At 70.7% G+C, this 17,662-nt stretch carries 16 protein-coding genes; 9 read left to right on the top strand and 7 right to left on the bottom strand.

From position 1 onward, the window contains the following. The first annotated feature begins 20 nt into the window (after positions 1-20). Positions 21-3,335 (top strand): AfsR/SARP family transcriptional regulator, encoded by a 3,315-nt coding sequence (locus ACFSKW_RS35550; RefSeq protein WP_379577405.1) that lies wholly within the window; start codon positions 21-23, stop codon positions 3,333-3,335. 218 nt (positions 3,336-3,553) lie between these two features. On the opposite strand, the gene ACFSKW_RS35545 is transcribed toward ACFSKW_RS35550, so the two are convergent. Then, the gene (locus ACFSKW_RS35545) at positions 3,554-4,225 is read right to left on the bottom strand and encodes a TetR/AcrR family transcriptional regulator (RefSeq protein WP_379577403.1); all 672 of its coding nucleotides are present in this window, start codon (positions 4,223-4,225) and stop codon (positions 3,554-3,556) included. 211 nt (positions 4,226-4,436) lie between these two features. Between ACFSKW_RS35545 and ACFSKW_RS35540 the strand changes: the two genes are divergently transcribed. Continuing rightward, on the top strand, positions 4,437-5,876 hold the full coding sequence (locus ACFSKW_RS35540) for an MDR family MFS transporter (protein ID WP_379577402.1): 1,440 nt from the start codon (positions 4,437-4,439) through the stop codon (positions 5,874-5,876). Positions 5,877-5,905: 29 nt separating this feature from the next. Beyond that, complete coding sequence (locus ACFSKW_RS35535) at positions 5,906-6,517, top strand: NADPH-dependent FMN reductase (protein WP_379577401.1); 612 nt, start codon at positions 5,906-5,908, stop codon at positions 6,515-6,517. Positions 6,518-6,615: 98 nt separating this feature from the next. Here ACFSKW_RS35535 and ACFSKW_RS35530 read toward each other — a convergent pair whose 3' ends face one another. The 3 genes from ACFSKW_RS35530 to ACFSKW_RS35520 all read right to left on the bottom strand — a co-directional run bounded on the left by ACFSKW_RS35530 (position 6,616) and on the right by ACFSKW_RS35520 (position 9,975). Next, on the bottom strand, positions 6,616-7,464 hold the full coding sequence (locus ACFSKW_RS35530; RefSeq protein ID WP_379577399.1) for an NAD(P)H-binding protein: 849 nt from the start codon (positions 7,462-7,464) through the stop codon (positions 6,616-6,618). Positions 7,465-7,476: 12 nt separating this feature from the next. Then, on the bottom strand, positions 7,477-8,892 hold the full coding sequence (locus ACFSKW_RS35525; protein WP_379577397.1) for an MFS transporter: 1,416 nt from the start codon (positions 8,890-8,892) through the stop codon (positions 7,477-7,479). A 405-nt stretch (positions 8,893-9,297) separates the two neighbouring features. Beyond that, positions 9,298-9,975 carry a M23 family metallopeptidase gene (locus ACFSKW_RS35520; protein WP_379577395.1) on the bottom strand — a complete coding sequence of 226 codons (678 nt, stop codon included), beginning with the start codon at positions 9,973-9,975 and terminating at the stop codon, positions 9,298-9,300. A 318-nt stretch (positions 9,976-10,293) separates the two neighbouring features. Between ACFSKW_RS35520 and ACFSKW_RS35515 the strand changes: the two genes are divergently transcribed. The 4 genes from ACFSKW_RS35515 to ACFSKW_RS35500 all read left to right on the top strand — a co-directional run bounded on the left by ACFSKW_RS35515 (position 10,294) and on the right by ACFSKW_RS35500 (position 13,547). After that, complete coding sequence (locus ACFSKW_RS35515; protein WP_379577393.1) at positions 10,294-10,857, top strand: hemerythrin domain-containing protein; 564 nt, start codon at positions 10,294-10,296, stop codon at positions 10,855-10,857. Between the two features lie 430 nt (positions 10,858-11,287). After that, positions 11,288-11,494 carry a hypothetical protein gene (locus ACFSKW_RS35510; RefSeq protein ID WP_379577391.1) on the top strand — a complete coding sequence of 69 codons (207 nt, stop codon included), beginning with the start codon at positions 11,288-11,290 and terminating at the stop codon, positions 11,492-11,494. Between the two features lie 341 nt (positions 11,495-11,835). Continuing rightward, positions 11,836-12,255 (top strand): YciI family protein, encoded by a 420-nt coding sequence (locus ACFSKW_RS35505; protein ID WP_379577389.1) that lies wholly within the window; start codon positions 11,836-11,838, stop codon positions 12,253-12,255. Next, positions 12,252-13,547, top strand: coding sequence for an RNA polymerase sigma factor (locus ACFSKW_RS35500; protein WP_379577601.1), 1,296 nt, complete (start codon positions 12,252-12,254; stop codon positions 13,545-13,547). The genes ACFSKW_RS35505 and ACFSKW_RS35500 overlap by 4 nt, the downstream gene beginning before the upstream one ends. A 24-nt stretch (positions 13,548-13,571) precedes the next feature. On the opposite strand, the gene ACFSKW_RS35495 is transcribed toward ACFSKW_RS35500, so the two are convergent. Beyond that, a complete protein-coding gene (locus ACFSKW_RS35495) occupies positions 13,572-14,234 on the bottom strand; it encodes a VC0807 family protein (protein WP_379577387.1) in 663 nt (220 codons plus the stop codon). Continuing rightward, a complete protein-coding gene (locus ACFSKW_RS35490; protein WP_379577385.1) occupies positions 14,231-14,842 on the bottom strand; it encodes a TetR/AcrR family transcriptional regulator in 612 nt (203 codons plus the stop codon). The genes ACFSKW_RS35495 and ACFSKW_RS35490 overlap by 4 nt, the downstream gene beginning before the upstream one ends. Before the next feature lie 188 nt (positions 14,843-15,030). Here ACFSKW_RS35490 and ACFSKW_RS35485 point away from each other — a divergent pair, with 188 nt between their 5' ends. After that, complete coding sequence (locus ACFSKW_RS35485; RefSeq protein WP_379577383.1) at positions 15,031-15,951, top strand: NADP-dependent oxidoreductase; 921 nt, start codon at positions 15,031-15,033, stop codon at positions 15,949-15,951. 368 nt (positions 15,952-16,319) lie between these two features. Here the strand turns inward: ACFSKW_RS35485 and ACFSKW_RS35480 are convergent, their stop codons facing one another. Beyond that, entirely contained in the window at positions 16,320-16,661 is a 342-nt protein-coding gene (locus tag ACFSKW_RS35480) for a histone-like nucleoid-structuring protein Lsr2 (RefSeq protein ID WP_379577381.1), read from the bottom strand. A 345-nt stretch (positions 16,662-17,006) separates the two neighbouring features. Here ACFSKW_RS35480 and ACFSKW_RS35475 point away from each other — a divergent pair, with 345 nt between their 5' ends. Continuing rightward, positions 17,007-17,462: a serine hydrolase gene (locus ACFSKW_RS35475; protein ID WP_379577379.1), complete on the top strand. Its 456-nt coding sequence runs from the start codon at positions 17,007-17,009 to the stop codon at positions 17,460-17,462. Positions 17,463-17,662: the final 200 nt, after the last annotated feature.

Genomic DNA, 17,662 nt, shown 5'->3' with positions numbered 1-17,662 from the left:
GCTGCGTTACCGTGGCTCCCATGCGATTCGGGGTACTGGGGCCGCTGGCCGTATGGAGGGCGGACGGCAGCCCGGTCGCCGTGCCAGGGCTCAGGACCCGCGCCCTGCTTGCCGCCCTGCTGTCGCACGAGGGGCGCCCCGTGTCCGCGGACCGGCTCGTCGAGGAGTTGTGGGGCGAGGGGGAGCTCCCGGGCAATCCCTCCGCCGCCCTGCAGACCAGGGTCTGGCAGTTGCGGAAGGTGTTCGAGGACGCCGAAGCGGGCGGCCGAGACCTGCTGGCGCTGCGCGATGGCGGCTACCTGCTGCGTACGGAACCCGACGGCGTCGACATGGGCAGGTTCGGCGCGCTGACGGCACGCGCGCGGGTCGCCGACGACCCCGGCACCCGTGCGGCCCTGCTGTCCGACGCCCTCGCGCTGTGGCGGGGCGCGGCGTTCTCCGGCTTCGAGGACGCCGCGTTCGCGCGTCCGGTCGCCACCCGCCTCGAAGAGGCCCGTCTCGCCGCCCTCGAAGCGCACGCCGAGGCCCGGATCGACCTGGGCGAACACCTCGGCGTGGCGCAGGACCTGCACGAACTCGTCGTGCGGCACCCGCTGCGGGAGCGGCTGCGCGCCCTCCAGATGCGCGCGCTCTACGCCGGGGGCCGGGCGAGCGAGGCACTGGCCGGCTACCAGGAGCTGCGAGCCCGGCTCGCCGACGAACTGGGCCTGGACCCAGGGCCCGCACTCGCCGCCCTGCACCAGGCCATGCTGGAGCAGGATCCGGCGCTGAGCGCCGGGCCCACCGCCACGGATCCGCCGCGCCGTCCCGCCACGAACCTGCCCGCTCCGCTGACCCGGCTGGTCGGCCGCCAGGGCGCGGTCGCCGAGGTGAAGTCCCTGTTCGCCATCACACGGCATCTGACGCTGACCGGCTCGGGCGGCGTCGGCAAGACCAGGCTCGCGCTGGAGGCGGCGGCCCAGCTCGCCGGCGACTTCCCCGACGGTACGTGGCTGGTCGAACTGGCCGCGCTGGGCCGTACCGGCGGCGCCGACGCGGCGGACCCGGTGGCGGAGGCCGTCATGGCCGCGCTCGGCGTCATGGAAGGGAGCGGGCCCTCGTTCCCCGGCACCGGCGGGCCGTCCTCGCCCGCCGAGAGACTCGCCGGGGCGCTCGGCGACAAGCGGCTGCTGCTGCTCCTCGACAACTGCGAGCACATCGTCGGCGCGGTCGCGGAACTGGCCGCGCTGCTGCTCATGCGCGTCCCCGGCCTGTACATCCTGGCCACCGGCCAGGAGCCGTTGGGCATCCTGGGCGAAGTGGTCTGGGCCGTTCCCCCGCTGGAGGTGCCCGACCTCACCCGAGAGACGGAACTCGACGCCGTTGCCCGCTCCAGCGCCGTCGAACTGTTCGTGGCCCGGGCCGGCGCCGCGGCACCCGGCTTCACACTCGAGGCCGGCAACGCCAGGGACGTGTCGGAGATCTGCCGACGGCTCGACGGGATCCCCCTGGCGCTCGAACTGGCCGCCACCCGGGTACGGGCTCTCGGCGTGCGAGGGCTGCTCGCCCGCCTCGACGACCGTTTCCGGCTCCTGGCCACCGGATACCGGGGCGCGCCGCCCCGCCAGCAGACGCTGAGGGCGATGATCGACTGGAGCTGGGACCTGCTGACCGGTCCCGAGCGCACCGTGCTGCGCCGGCTCGCCGTCCACGCCGAAGGCTGCACGCTGGAGGCGGCGGAGGTCGTCTGCGCCGGGGGAGGGGTACGCTCCGAGGACGTCCTCGACCTGCTCGCCCGCCTCGTGGACCGTTCGCTGGTCGTCATGGCCGACAGCGGCGACGAACCCCGCTACCGGCTTCTCGAATCGGTCGCCGACTACGGCCTGGCCCGCCTGCGCGAGGCGGGCGAGACCGACGTCGTACGCCGCCGCCACCGCCGGTACTACACGGACTTCGCCGAGCGCGCCGGACCGCGGCTGCACGGCCCCGACCAGCGGCGCCGGCTGCGCCTGCTGGACGCGGAGGCCGCCAATGTCCGCAGGGCGCTCGACCACGCCGTCCAGCACGGTGCCGCCGAGGACGCGCTCAGGCTGGTCAACGCCCTGGTCTGGTACTGGTTTCTGCGCGGCAGGCTCCGGGAGGCAGGCCGGTCGCTGGAGGCGGCGCTCGCCGCGGCCGCCCAGAACCCGGACGCCGTGTCGTCCTTGCAGGCCCAGGCCAGGGCCTGGCGGGCGGGGTTCGCCGTGCTCGTCGGGGACGGCGCCGAGCGGACGCAGGACGGCAGGCCCGCGGCGGAGCTCGCCCGGGACGTCGCGGACCGGCGCGAGCGGGCCAGAGCCCAGTGGTTCCTCGGCTTCGCCCTGTTCGGGGTCGGCGACCAGGCCGCAAGCGAAGAACTCATCGACCGGGCGCTGGAAGGCTTCCAGGCTCTCGGCGACACCTGGGGGACCGCCGCGGCGCTGAGCGTCCGGGCCAACCAGGCGCATGTGCGCGGCGACCTCGCGCGGCTCGCGCACGACGGGCGGCGCAGCGCGGCGCTCTTCGCCGAGCTCGCCGACGGCTGGGGGCGGTTGCAGACCGTCGAACCGCTCGCCTCACTGGCCGAGATGGCGGGCGACTACGAGCGCGCGGCCCAGCTCCACCGCGAAGGGCTGCTCTTGGCCGAGGACCTGGGGCTGTGGCCGGCGGCCGCGGATCGGCTGACCAGCCTGGGCAGCACCGCCATGCTCATCGGGGACCACACGAGGGCGCGGGAGTTCCACCAGAGGGCGCTGCGCCTCGCCGCCGAGCACAGCTTCAGGCCGGGAGAGATCCACGCCGAAATCGGCCTCGGGCTCGGAGCGCGCCGCGAAGGACGGCTCGACACCGCCGAGGCCCACCTGCGCCACGTGCTGGGCCGGCAGTCCAGGATGGCCTTCGAACCCGGCCGCGCGCTCGTCCTGGCCGAACTCGGCTTCGTCGCCGAGCTGCGCGGCGACGCGGACCAGGCCCTGTGCCTGCACCTGGACGGCTGGACCGCGGCCCACAGGACGGGAGACGCCCGGGCCATGGCGCTGGCCCTTGAAGGGCTGGCGGGAGCCCACGCCCTCGCGGGGCGCCACGCGTACGCGGCCGTGCTGCTCGGAGCGGCGCACGCGGCCAGGGACTCCGTGGGCATGCCGCTTCCCCCTGCCGAACGGGGCGACGTCGACCGGATCGCAGGGGCGGTTCGGGCACACCTGGAGGAGGACGCCTATCAGGCCGCGTACCTGCGCGGCACCACGCTGACTCCTGAAGCGGCACGTGCCGCGGACTCCCAGGCTGAAACGCCCCCAGGCGTGCCCTCACCGCCCGCGGACCGCTCGGTGGCCTGCTGACAGGGGACGCCCTGATCGCGCAGGCTGTGATCGAGCGCGACGTCCTGCGCGCCGACGAGTCCGGCTCGCCCGCGCCGGCGAGTGATCGGCTCGCGTCGGTCCGGGCCGTGGACGTGGGCTGGTGCGGCGGCCGGGCCTGGCCGGCGGCGCGTGCCGGGGCTGTCAGTTCGGCTTCGGCGGGCGGGGCCGGGTCAGGACGGCAGGCGGACCGGCTCTGCTCAGCCGGCGGGGCGGGGGTCCCAGCGCTCGGTGAAGAGCCGCTCGCTGGGCGGGTGCCCTGGCAGCGGTTCGGTGTGGACGGCGCGCAGGCCGTCAAGGGCGATGGCGACGATGCGCGTGCGGGCCTGGACGGCGGCCTCGATGAGGTCCTTGCGGCCCTGCTTGCGGAGCTGTTCCAGGACGGGTGAGGTGCCGTGCTGTTCGATCAGGAGGGAGACGTCGACGGGGGTGACGTCCGGCCGCAGCACACCGGCCTCGTGGGCGCGGGCGACGAGGGCGGCCAGGAGCGCGTCGGACCGCTCGGACTTGGCCCGCATCTGCGCGGATATCTCGATCGTGCCGGCGATCGGCGCGAGTGAGCCCTGGCCGAACTCGATGCATTCGGTGATGAAGCCGGTCAACCCCTCCCACGGGTCGTCCGCGGCCAGCCCCTGCGCGGCGGCGTTGTTCCAGTTGTCGAGGGAGAGCTCCGACAGGCGCTGGAAGAGCTCCTCCTTGGTGCGGTAGCGGCGGTAGAGGCTGCCGATGCCGACTCCCGCGCGGGCGGCGATCGCGGCCACCGACGCGTGGACTCCGTCAGCGGCGAGCACCTCGCGGGCGGCCTGGAGAAGTGCGCGGTCGTTGCGTTCGGCCTCGGCCTGGCGTGGGGCGCGGCGCCGGTGTTCAGGCATGACATCGATCATATCCGCTTGCGGAGCGAGACGCTCCGTTATACGGTGCCGATTCTATCGGAGCGAAAGGCTCCGTTTATTGAGGAGCGGTGATCGTGCGCGCAGCGGTGATGGACAGGTTCGGTGGGCCGGAGGCGTCCCACGGTGACGGCCAGGTGCGGGTGGCGGTGGGGCACGCCGGTGCGACGATCGGCGAAACCCGGCTCATCCCATGAGCGCGCGAAGGGTGCGCAACGCGACGCAGTCGGCGGCGCCCGCGCCGAGCATCGCGCCGCTGATCACGACAGTGCTGGTGGGGGCGATCGCGGCGCTGCTCGACACCACGATCGTCGCGGTGGCGCTGAACGAGTTGCGCCGTGACCTTGACGCGGGGGTCACCGTGATCCAGTGGGTCACGACGGCGTACGTGCTGGCGATGGCCGCGGTGATCCCGTTGGTCGGCTGGACCGTGGGCCGGTTCGGCGCACGCGCCATGTGGTTGACCGCGCTCGGGCTGTTCCTGGTCGGATCGGTGCTGTCCGGTATGGCGTGGTCGATCGACTCGCTCATCGCCTTCCGGGTGCTGCAGGGACTGGGCGGTGGCATGATCCTGCCGTTGACCCAGCTCACCCTGGTCAGGGCCGCAGGGCCGGAGCGCCTCGGGCGGGTGTTGGGGGTCAGCGGGCTGATCGGTCAACTGGCCCCGATCTCCGGGCCGCTGCTCGGAGGGCTGCTGATCGACGGCTGGGGCTGGCGGTGGATCTTCTTCGTCAACGTGCCCATCGTGCTCGTCTCGCTCCTCATGACCGTGCGGTGGTTCCCGCGCGACAGGCAACGTTCCGACGAGGCCCTCGACCTCGTCGGGCTCGCCCTGCTGCCGACCGCGGTGGTCGCGCTGCTCTACGCCCTGTCCACCGTCGACACCGGACCGGATGCCGCGGTACGCGTCGAGACGCTCGCGGGTGGGATCGCCGCCGTACTGCTGCTGACGGCCTTCGTCGTCCGGTCGGTGCGCCATGGCGGGGTAGGCCTGATCGACCTGCGGCTGTTCGCCGACGCCTCCTTTCGCGCCGGCGTGGTGATGATGTTCGTCCTCGGCGTCACGACCTGGGGGCCGATGTTCTTGCTGCCGCTGTACTACCAGCAGGTCCGCGGGCTGTCGGCGTTCGACGCGGGACTCGTGCTCGCGCCACAGAGCGTCGGTGTCGGCCTGGCGTACCTGCTGGTCGGCCAAAGGGCCGACCGCATGCCGCCCCGTCCGCTCGCGCTCGCCGGAATGGCCGTCGCCACCGCCGGCACCATCCCGTTCGCCTTCGCCACGGCCGGCACCGACACGCTCCTGCTGGGCGCGGCGCTTCTCGTGCGAGGAATCGGGTTCGGCGTCGCCGGCCTGACCATCGCCGTGGCGATCTACCGGACGCTCACGCCTGCGGCCGTCCCGGGCGCCGCCAGCGCCGGCAACGTCATCCAGCGCATCGGCGCAGGCACCGGCACTGCCCTGATGGCCCTCATCCTCCAGGCCGGCGGTTACACACCAGCCCTGACCTGGATGCTCATCCTCACCGCCGTCGGCCTGGCCGCCACCGTGCTTCTGCCCGGCCGCGCACGACCCACCTCGGCGCCGACCACGCAACAGACCACGCCGCCGACGGAGGGCACCGCCCAGCCCTGAGCGGCCGCCACAGAAGGAGAACAGGACCTGTGATCAACGTAGGGATCATCATCGGAAGCACCCGCCCTGGACGCAACGGGGAGGCCGTGGCCCGCTGGGTTCACGAGCTGGCGGCACAGCGCGGCGACGCCCGGTTCGAGCTGGTAGATCTGAAGGACTTCGACCTGCCGCACCTGGACGAGGTGATGCCGGCCGCGATGGGCCGGTACGAGCACCCACACACCAAGGTCTGGGCCGACATGATCGCGTCCTTCGACGCTTACGTCTTCGTCACGCCCGAGTACAACCGCTCGACCTCCGGGGTGTTGAAGAACGCCATCGACTTCCCGTACGCCGAATGGAACAACAAGGCGGCCGGGTTCGTCGGCTACGGTGTCGACGGCGGTACCCGAGCCGTCGAGCACCTCCGCCTGGTCATGGGCGAGCTCCACGTCGCCGACGTACGAGCCCAGGTCGCCCTGTCGCTGTCCGCCGACTTCGAGCACTTCAGCCTGCTGCGGCCGGCCGCCCATCAAGAGGAAGCCGTCGCCACCATGCTGGACCAGGTCATCGCCTGGGGGACCGCGATGAAGGCCGTGCGAGCTGACCGCGGCCGCGCCGTTGGAGCGGACGCCTCGTGCGCTCTTCGGGCACAGGGATGAGCAGCGCCGCGCTGATGAGCGGGTTCGGAGCTGAGGGCCGACCGGCCCCTTCTCCTGCTGCGCTCGGTGTTCGTCACTCGGGCGCGTCCGGAGGGATGTCATCGGAACACGTGGGCGTTCTCGCTGACCCAGTCGTGCAGGGTCAGCGGCGGTTCGCCGGTGAGCCTTTCGACGGTGTCGAAGACGTGGTGGTCCCAGTCGGCTGACTGGCGCTTGAGCTCGAGAAGCGCGTCCAGGCGCGGGCCGCGCCAGCCGAGGCGGTCGAATTCGGCCTGTGCCTCGGCCCTGGTGCGTTCGACGAGCCGGATCGGCCGGCCGAGGACCTGGCCGATGATGTCGGCCTGGTCCTGGGGGGAGAGGGCACGGCCACCGGTGAGGGTGTAGGTCTTGTCGTGGTGGCCGGGGGTGGTCAGGACGTGGGCGGCGACGGCGGCGATGTCGCGGGGGTGGATCATGGCGGAGACCGGGTCGCCCTCGGTGACGTACATGGTCTGCTCGGCGGCGATGGCGGCGGCGTAGCCGTACAGATAGACCATGAAGGTGCCGGGGCGCAGGATCGTCCAGGCCGGGCAGGAATCCTTGACGACCTGCTCGCCCAGGCGGTGGCCGGTGCTGATCGGGTCGGTGGCGTCGAAGGTGACGCCGCTGGTGGACAGCTTGACCAGGTGGGTGACGCCGGCCGCGGCGGCGGCGGCTGCGAGGGCGCGTTCCTGGACAGGGCCCTCAGGGCCGTACCCGGGTGGCAGGACGAAGACCTTCTCGACGCCGTCGAGCGCGGCGGCCAGGGTGTCGGGCCGGTCGAAGTCCCCGGCGACGACCTCGACGCCGGAGGGGAAGGTGGCCTTGGCGGGCTCGCGGGTCATGGCGCGGACGGGGATGTCGCCGGCGGCGAGCAGGGCGACGAGTTCGGAGCCGACGTTGCCGGTGGCACCGGTGATGAGCATCATGGGCGGGGCCTTTCAGACGGAGAGCGTGGTGTTGAGGAACAGGGAGATGACCAGGCCGATCAGGGCCACCGGGATGACGGCGATGAAGACGGGCCGCAGGGCGTCGGCGTAGGCGGCCGCGTCGGCCGCGCCGTACGGGAGCCTGCTGGTCATGAGGGCGGCGAAGAACGACACTCCGAGTGCCGTGCCGCTCTGGCGGGCCAGGGTGGCGGTGCCCTGGGTGGCGCCGATGTCGGCGCGGCTGGAGGTGCCGCGGGCCGCCAGGCTGAGGGCCTGGGTGTTGAGGCCACCGGCGATACCGAACAGCAGCAGGTAGACGGCGGCCAGGAACGGGCTGGTGGCGGGACCGGCGGTGGCGAACAGGGCGGCGGCCACGGCGAAGACGGCCATGCCGGCGACGGGATACCAGCGGTAGGAGCCGGTGCGGGCGATCAGCTTGGTGGTGGTGTACGACGTGGCCACGACGCCGAGCATCATCGCGGTGAGCAGGTGGCCGGAGGCCTGGAGGCCGATCGTCAGGACGGTCTGCAGCCACAGCACCAGGTAGTTGACGATGCCGAGGCCGACGAACCCGGCGATGAAGCCGACCGCGACGACGACGGTGAAGGTGCGGTCGCGAAACAGGCGCAGCGGGATGATCGGGTCGGCGGCGTGGCTCTGGGACAGTACGAACAGCGCCGACGACAGGGCGGTGGCCGCGGCCAGGCCGACGATGACAGGGGACGTCCAGGTGTGGGTGGTGCCCGCCCAGGTGGTGAGCAGGTTCAGCGAGACGATCGCGGAGATGAGCAGGAGCACGCCGAGATAGTCGACGCGAGCCTTCGACCTGCTGTGGGCAGGCAGGTGGAGCCGGGTGGCGACGATGACGATGACGACGCAGCCGATGGGCAGGTTGACCAGGAAGATCCAGCGCCAGCCTGCCAGGTCGGTGAGCAGGCCGCCGAGAGTGGGGCCGGCCAGCGAGGCGGCGCCGAAGGTGAGGGAGAGCCAGCCGTAGTAGCGGGCGCCTTCGCGAGGGCCGAACATCTCGCCGATGATGGCGAGCACCGAGATGAACAGGCCGCCGCTGCCGACGCCCTGGATGAGGCGGAAGGCTATGAGCTGGGACATGGTCGAGGCCAGACCGCAGGCGGCCGAGCCGGCCAGGAAGACCAGGATCGAGATCAGGAAGATGCGCTTGCGGCCGAACAGGTCGCCGAGTTTGCCGTAGACGGGCGCGGTGGCGCTGCCGGCGATGAGGTAGCCGGTGGTGATCCAGGCGAAGGCGTCGAGTCCGCCGAGGTCGCCGATGATGCGCGGCAGGGCGGTGGCGACGACCTGGGAGTCGAGGAGGGACAGGAAGACGGCGGCCATCAGGGTGGCGACGACGGTGGTGGCCGGCTCGGCCGGTGCGGTCCCGACGGCGGGCGCCGCAGAGCGAGAAGACATGGAAGGGGAGTCCTTGCGATCGGAGAGCCGCGCCGATGAGGCACGGGCTCTCGAGAAACGAACCGTTGAAGAACGCCACCGCGTGGGCGACGGAGAATGGATGCGGCCAGGCGTGCGCCTGACGTGAACCGGCCTTACTCGGCCCTCTCAACCCTGATCAACCACATTGATCACGGTTCTTCGGATGGTCGTTTGTTCTCGAGGCTCCAGGGGATCGCAGATATTGACAGCTGGTGGTGATCAGCCAGCTGGACGCGAGCGACAGTAACAGCCGCGCGACCACGGTGCAACCGCGGTGGCGTCAACGGCCGGGCGCGTCCGTCGCTCTCATCCGCCCCAGATGGCCGGCCGGCTGTTCGGCACAGCCGGCATGCGAACCACGTCGAGCGTCGGCACGCCGGCGGGTCACAGTGGTTCGACGACCTCGGACTCGTTGGGGACGCCCCGCTCGACCACGTCGGGCGTCACACCAGGGCGGCGCCACGCCCGGTACTCCTGGAATGCCATGGGCAGACCCCGCGCGGTGAAGGGATCGGCCGAATCCATGATCTGGATGTGCAGGTGCGGCTGCGTGGAGTTGCCCGAGTTGCCGCAGTCGGCCAGCTCCTGGCCGGCCACGACCGACTCGCCCTCGCCCACCCGCACCGAACCGGCGCGCAGGTGCGCGAGCACGACAAACCCGCCACGATTGTCCAGCTCGAGAAGCACATGGTTTCCCGCGATGGCGCCGGCGCCCCCGCGAACCCTGGCCGCCTGGGTCAGGGCGTAGGGCAGCAGGGCGAGCTGCGACCGTCGCGCCACGTGGTCCACCTCGCCGTCGTGGACCGACACGACCCTCCCATCCGCGGGGGCGAGGATGGGCTGACCGAAGGCGAAGAACCGCTCCACCGGCTCCGTGTACAGCAGCGACCGCCAGTCCCGCTTGGTGGCCGTGCGCCTGCCTTGTACAGCGATGAAGTCCATGGCGTACGTCGTGGCGAACAGGTGAGTACCGTGGCTGGGCACGCGCCGCGCGGGACTGTTGCGCGCGAGCCACGTGCCGCGAAACGGCAGCCTCAGCACGACATGGTCAGGTGTGGACATCGCCAGCCCTCCGTGTCGTCAACTCGCAGCCGGTCACGAACTCTATCGGCGCGGCCACCGCGCACTCGACCCCGATGTCCGCGCATTCCCATGCGTGGCCCTGCGCGGGGGCCTCAGGCGCCTGGCCGGACGGGACGAGCGGAAACACCCGTTCTCGTGCGACACGCCCGGTTTCGACCGCGCGACCGACGCCGCAGGTTTCGGCCGGTGTCAGCGGGAACGTGAACGCCACGAGGAAAGGGCGCCATGCCCAGCACGACGACGTCGCCCGCCACGGCGTGATCCCGCCGTCACAGAGGCCGGCAGGAAGGTAGCGACATGGACGCGCAGGAAGATGTGATCTCGGTACTGGTCACCGACCACCGCGAGGTCGAGCAGATGTTCACCGAGCTGGAACGGATGATCGGTGACATCGGCGAGAAAGCCAAGACACTGACCGATCAGGTGACCATCGAGCTGGTCCGGCACTCGATCGCCGAGGAGGCCTACCTGTACCCGGCGGTGCGCGAGCACGTGCCGGGCGGCGACCGGCTGGCAGATGAGGAGCTCGCCGAGCACGCCGAGGCCGAGCAGACGATGAAGCGTCTGGAGGGGCTGGAGCCGGGGGACAACGCGTTCTGGCCCACCGTCCGTCTGCTGATGGAGCAGATCCGCCACCATGTCCGCGAAGAGGAGGCCGATCTGTTCCCGCGGTTGCGGGCGGCCTGCACCGAGGAGCAGCTGAAAGAGCTGGGCGGCAAGATCGAGCGTGCCAAGAAGGTCGCGCCGACCCGGCCGCATCCTTCCGCGCCCGATACCCCGCCCGCCAACAAGCTGCTGGCGCCGGGAGTGGGTCTGGTCGACCGGATCCGCGACGCACTCTCCGGCCGAGGTCGATCCTGACCTCGCCCGACAGTCGCTCGGAAAGAGTCGCCAAGGGACATTCCTCCGGCGCCGTGGATGGGGCAGGCCAGGCGAAGGGAGCTCTCTCCTGTCCATGAGCCCCGATTGTCCATGAGCCCCGATCGACACGGCCCCGCTCAGCGCGCCGGGGTGGACTCGCACGCTCAACGCCGCGCATCCGCCGCAGGGGCGCACGGGACGTCGACGGGCCGGATTCGTCGTCTCAGACGGGCATCCCTGCTATTGCCGTCGATCTGCACCGTCAAATAAAGGTATGGGCATGCCCCTTCATTGGAAATCACCCCGATTCGCGGAATGCGGAACCCACCCCGACGGTTGCAGCACCACATATCCGGATTAATCACATAATTCCGGGAACCAGCCCGGGCCCCGCACCCAGGCACAAGAGACCAGACACGGAGTGATCCGCATGTTCACGATGAAGAACGTTCTCGCAGCCGGAGCAGTGGCAGCCTTCGCCCTCGTCGCACCCGCGACCGTGTCGGCCGATGTCTTCAGCACCGACACCGTGGCCGCCGCACACCACATCGCATCCGCCGACAGGCCCGGCCTTGGCAACGGAATCAGCCTGGGCGGCACCAATGCGGGTGGCGGCGGCAGCAACAGAAACAACTAATGCACATTTCTGAAATCTTGCGAAAAAGGGAAACGAAGAGGCGCCGGAAGCCACGCTTTTCGGCGCCTCTTCGCCGTTGCCGGAGACTTCTCCGCTGGCGGCAGAGGGCGGTCATCGGGGTCCCCTTGGCCCTGCGGTACGGCCCGCATGCTGGAGGCGAGCCCTGTCAAGATCGCCGGGCCCGTCCCGCAGGGCGGGATCGACGCTGGACGCGAGGGCTCTTCGCGGGTCCTCCGCATCTTTTCGGATTATCTTGGGCGCGATGTCGATCCGGCGGTTCCGCCGTTCGACTCATGGGTGAGAGGGTCCGAACGGGACCCGCGACACGGTAGGAGAAGACCGTGAAGTACATGCTGATCATGCGTGCGACCGACGAGGCCAACGCCGCGTTCCAGGATGTCGACTTCAACCAGATCATCGAGTCCATGGGCCGGTTCAACGATGAGATGATCTCGGCGGGCGTGCTGGTCGCCGCGGAGGGTCTCGACGACGCGTCACAGGGCGTTGTCGTGGACTACTCCTCCGAGCCTCCCGTCGTCACCGACGGACCCTACGGTGAGACCAAGGAGCTGTTCGGCGGATTCTGGATCCTCGACGTCGCCTCGAAGGAAGAGGCCGTCGAGTGGGCCAAGCGGGCACCGATGAGCGGTCCCGGGATGAAGGCCGAGATCCGGCGCGTCGCCAGCATCGATGAGTTCCCGCAGGACAACGAGTGGATCCAGAAGGAGCGGGCATGGCGGGTGGCGACCGGCCAGCTGTGAGCGATCCGTACGGCGGTCGGCAGGCCGTGGCGGCGGTGTGGCGGATCGAGTCCGCGCGCATCGTCAGCACGCTCGCCCGGTTCACCGGCGATTTCGCGCTGGCCGAGGACCTGGCCCAGGAGTCACTGGCCGAGGCGCTTGTCGCCTGGCCGCGGGACGGCGTGCCGCGCAATCCCGCGGGCTGGTTGCTCACGGTGGGACGGCGCCGGGCGATCGACTCCTACCGCCGCCGCTCGGCTCTCGACGAGAGGTACGCCGCCCTTGCCAGGCATCTGGGCGAGGGCGGCCTAGCCTCCGGCGATCCCGGCATGCCTCTGGCGGGCGCCGCACCGGACACCGACCTGCTGTGGGATCCGGACCGCATCGATGACGACCTGTTGGCGCTGATGTTCATCGCCTGCCATCCGGTGCTGTCGCGCGAGGCCCAGATCGCGCTCACGCTCCGCGTCCTCGGTGGCCTCACGAGCGACGAGATCGCCCGCGCCTTCCTCGTGCCGACCGCCACGGTGCAGGCGCGAATCACGCGGGCGAAGAAGACGCTCGCGGCCGCGCGGGTGCCGTTCGACGTGCCACCGTCCGACGAGTGCCGCAAGCGGCTCGGCTCGGTGCTCAGCGTGCTGTACCTGATCTTCACCGAGGGTTCGACTGCCTCCTCCGGAGATCAGTGGATCCGCCTCGACCTGGCTCGCGAGGCGGTCCGGCTGACCAGGATCCTGGCGCGGCTGGTCCCGGACCAGGCGGAGGTGCACGGCATGCTCGCGCTCTTCGAGCTCACCGCCGCCCGGTTCCCTTCGCGCCTGGATGACGACGGCGAACCGGTCCTGTTGGAGAAGCAGGACCGCCGGCGTTGGGACCGGGCTGCGATCCGGCGCGGTCGGGCGGCGTTGGTTCAGGCCGGGCGGGCCGGTCGTGGTCTCGGTGTCTACGGCGTGCAGGCCGCGATCGCCGAGTGTCACGCGGTAGCGCCGTCTGTCGAGGCGACGGACTGGGAGCGGATCGTGCTGCTCTACGAGGCGCTTGGCCGGCTGGCGCCTTCGCCGGTCGTCGAGCTCAACCGGGCGGTCGCGATCTCCATGGCCCAGGGCCCGGCGGCCGCACTCGCGGTCGTCGACGATCTGGTCGCGGCGGGCGGCCTCTCCGGCTCCCATCTGCTGCCGAGCGTGCGCGGCGAACTGCTCAGCCGACTCGGGAAACCCGACGACGCGCGGCGTGAGATCGAGCTCGCCGTACAGCTCTGCGGGAACGAGCGCGAGCGCGGCCTGCTCCAGCGCAAGCTCGCCGCCTTGGACTGACGATCCGGCGAGACCCGGCGGCCCTCACCGCACTCGGCCTCCTGGCGGGCCCACCTCCGCGTAGAGCCTGGAATAGCGGTTGTAGAGGCCGGTGGGCACCAGATAGGCGTTGATGACGACCTGCATCAGGAGCAGGAAGACGCCGTACTGCACGGCGCCGAGGCCGGGCACGACGTCCACCGGCAGCGTGTAGGCCATGACGACCCGCACGGCCGCGTCGAGCAGCAGGCCGGTGCCGTAGATCACCGTCACCACCCGCCAGATCCTGCGGAAGGCGGGCAGCCGCTCCCACAGCACGTCCCACGACTCGCGGTTCGGGCCGATGCGCCCTTCCAGCAGGAAGCGGGTGAGAACGAAGGCCAGCGGCCGGTCGCCGCGTGCGGTGGCCAGGAACCAGAGCCCGGCCACGGCGGTGAACCAGCCGTCCTTCGCCAGCAGGAACCGGTGGTCGTGGACGAGCAGGGACACCGCGGCGCTGCCCAGCATCATCGCCGTCATGAACAGGCTCAGACCGTCGGGCCTGCGCCGCCGTAAGAGGGCCAGGACGACGCTCAGGCCGGGGACGAGCGAGCTGACAAGCAGCGCGCCGTGATCGCTGACGCCGGTGGCGCGCAGCAGGTAGTACACGCCGATCGGCACGGCGACGTCCACCGCCACGACCAGCAGCCCCTTCGACCGAGGGCTCATCGCGCGGCCCAGGTGGCGCGGGCGAAGAGCTCGGCCAGCTCCTCGGCGTACTCGGCCAGGTCCGCGTCCGGGTCGGCCTCCAGCAGGAACGGCAGACCGTCGAGCGCGCGCTGGATCGCCATCGCCATCACGCGGGTGCTGAACGGGCGGAACGCTCCGGTGTCCTGGCCCCAGGAGAGCAGTCGTTCGATGTGGGCCAGGGCCGACAGGTCGGTGGCGGCCTCCCGGGCGGCCGTGCCGCCCTCCGGCCGGAAGTTGAGGAAGATCTCCGTGGCGGCGCGCATCTCGGCCCGGTGGTCGCCGATGTACTCCACCAGCGAGCGGATGTAGGTGTCGAGGGCCGCGACGGGCGTGGTCTGGGCGCCGACCCTGGCGGTCATGAAGGCCGCCAGGTCGGCGTAGATCGTGGTGAGCGCCCGGCCGATCAGCTCGTCCTTGCCGTCGAAGTGATAGGAGATCATCCGGGTGCTGCTGAGCTCTGCGCGCTCGGCGATGCGGGCGAAGGAGGCGTGGTGGTAGCCGAGTTCGGCGATCGTCTGGATCGCGGCCGTCACGATCTGCCGCCGTCTGGCGGAGCTGGTGACCGAGTCCGCCCTTTTTACTTGCATGAGTAATTTTTAACTCATGTGAGTAAGGCGAGCAAGGGGCTCGCGACGGTGCCGGCATCCGGCTCAGAGCGATCGCCACCGGCTTGGGACGGCAAAGGGTTAGCGCAAACGCGGCCCCGGCGAGAACAGCATGAGGCGCGTCGCCCGTCCGGACCCGGGTCCGCCGCGCCCAGGAAGGAGATCAGCTCATGCGCGCCGTCACCTACGACGCCTACGCGGCCGACAACTCGCGACTGAAGGTCGGCGAGATCCCTGATCCCAAGCTCGGGCCGGGCGAGGTGCTCATCGAGGTTCGCGCGGCAGGGGTCAACCCGGTGGACTGGAAGATCATGGCCGGTCTGCTGGACGGGATGATGCAGACGGTGTTCCCGGTCGTGCCCGGCTGGGACGTCGCCGGGGTGGTGCGGGCGGTCGGCCCCGACACTCCGGAGTTCGCGGCCGGCGACGAGGTCATGTCCTATGCCCGCAAGACCGTCGTGCAGGGCGGGACGTTCGCCGAGTACGTCACGGCGCCGGCCTCGGCGGTCGCGCGCAAGCCGTCCGCTCTCGACTGGAACCAGGCCGGAGGGCTGCCGCTGGCGGGGCTGACCGCCCAGCGCAGCCTCGACCGGCTCGAGATCGGCCCTGGCGACATCCTGTTGGTGCACGGCGCATCGGGTGGCGTCGGCGGTTTCGGGGTCCAGATCGCCCGCGACAGGGGTGCCCGCGTCATCGCAACCGCCTCCGAACGCAATCACGGCCACGTGCGGGAACTGGGCGCCGAACCGGTGACCTACGGAGAGGGCCTGGCCGACCGCGTCCGCGCGCTGGCCCCGGACGGCGTGACGGCCGTGGCCGACTTCGTCGGCGGCCAGCTCGAGACGACCCTCGCCGTTCTGGCCGAGGGCGGGCGGCACGTGTCGATCGCCGACAACACCGTGGAGCAGCACGGCGGCCACTGGATCTGGGTACGGCCGGACGGCGCCAAACTCGCCGAACTGGCCGAGATGGCCGACAGGGGGGCGTTGACGGTCGAGGTGGCGCAGACCTTCCCGCTGGAGCAGGTCGGCGCGGCCTTCGACCTCAGCCGTAGCGGCCACGTCCGCGGCAAGCTGGCGATCACGCCCTGACCCCGGCGGACCGTCCCGCAGCGCCGGCGACCCCTCCTGGGTCACTCGGGCGCGAGGGGGGGCGAGGCGGTCCCCTGCGCCGCCGGAGCAGGGATCACGCCCGGGGTGTGCTGCCGGCCGCGCGCAGGCGGCGGCCGAGTTCGAGGCCGAAGAGGATCTGCGCGCGTTCGGAAGGCGCGCACGCCGCGAAACGGGGGACTGCCGACGTGGCCGGGATACGGCAATGGAGCGGCATTTCCGGTGGGAAGCATAACCACGCCATGGCCGCGGCCCGCCCTGCCGTAGGGCGGGCCGCAGCTCTATGGCAGGGCACGGAAATTGATCCCAGACCGGGAAATTTCGTTCGTGAGTAGCGGGCCTACTCGCAATCAGTGAGCGGCTTCGTACCGTTCGACGATTGCGGAGGAGATCCTGCCTCGCTCGCTGACCTGGAGGCCATGTGCCTTGGCCCACTGGCGAATCTCGGCGCTTTTCTCCCTGCTCATCGCGGCGCTACCGCGGGTCCCGCCACGACCGGCTCGCACGCTTCTGGGCTGCACGACTTTGCGGGCCTTGATGATGAAGGGTGCGAGCGCCGCATGCAGCTTGTCGGCGTTCGCCGCCGACAGGTCGATCTCGTAGTTCTCGCCATCGAGGGAAAACTTCGTCGTCTTCTCCGCGACACTGCCGTCGAGGTCATCAACGAACGTCTCGACAATCTGCTTAGCCATTGATCATTTTCTCGCATCTATGTGTGAAGACGAGCCAAGCTCGGATCTTCCGTCGTCAGCAAATGGGCGGAACGAGTAGGCATACTTCGACGGCCTACCTGTGTGCTGCATGAACCTTATACCTGAAAGCACAGCAGCCGGTGTCGCCTGAGGACATTGTCGTGAGAGGTTCTCGCGTCCGCGGCTATCCATGGTTTGCGAAGAGTTGTCCGGCGCCCGCCCGCAAGACGTCGTTTCACCTGACGGACGATGGCGATGGCAAAGCCATGAAACGCACCCCCACCGATGGCGCGGGGCTGACAACCCGGCGAGCCGGGCGGCGACACCCTGTTCGAGATCGCATCGGTGACCAAGGTGTTCACAGGTCTGGCGCCTGCCAAGCAGGCGACGAGGCAGCGATCCTCGGGGGCGGCGGGCACGCGGCTCCGTACCGTGCCAGGCGCCCGGTTCCGGTATTTCCAATCTCGGCGCCGGACTGCTCGGGTCGTCCGCTCGACGGTGGCGGACCTGCTCACCTTCCTGCGGGCCCAGCCCGAGTGCGACGATGCCGCGATCCGCCTCAGCCGCCGGAGCGAGCACAGGATCAACCCGTCGCAGGCGATCCAGTTCGGCTGGATGGAATCCCGCCTGCATCCGAAGAGCGGCGGCGGCCGCCGGATCTGGCGCAACGGTCGCAAGGGCGGTTTCGCCTCATACGTGGGCTCCGACCCGGATCGGCGGATCGGCGTCGTCGTGCTGAGCAGCATCTCGCGGCCGGTGAACGGCATGGCCTCCGGCCTGTTCCGGACCTTGACGTCATGAACCGGGCCTCGTGGTCGCGGGGACCGCCTCGCGGGGAAGGTCGTCGCAGGATCCGGGTGTGAACCCTGACCGGGGACGGACGCCGTCAGGACGGCCTGCCGTACAGAAGGTGGCGAGCTCTTCTGCTCCCTGGACGACAGGCGGATGACTGACAGCCGTACGGCCCTCGGCGCAGTCGTCTCTCACTCGGCCCAGGGCTG

Source organism: Nonomuraea mangrovi (assembly GCF_042681425.1).
Taxonomy (GTDB): domain Bacteria; phylum Actinomycetota; class Actinomycetes; order Streptosporangiales; family Streptosporangiaceae; genus Nonomuraea; species Nonomuraea mangrovi.
This window is presented reverse-complemented; position numbering and strand designations above follow the sequence as displayed.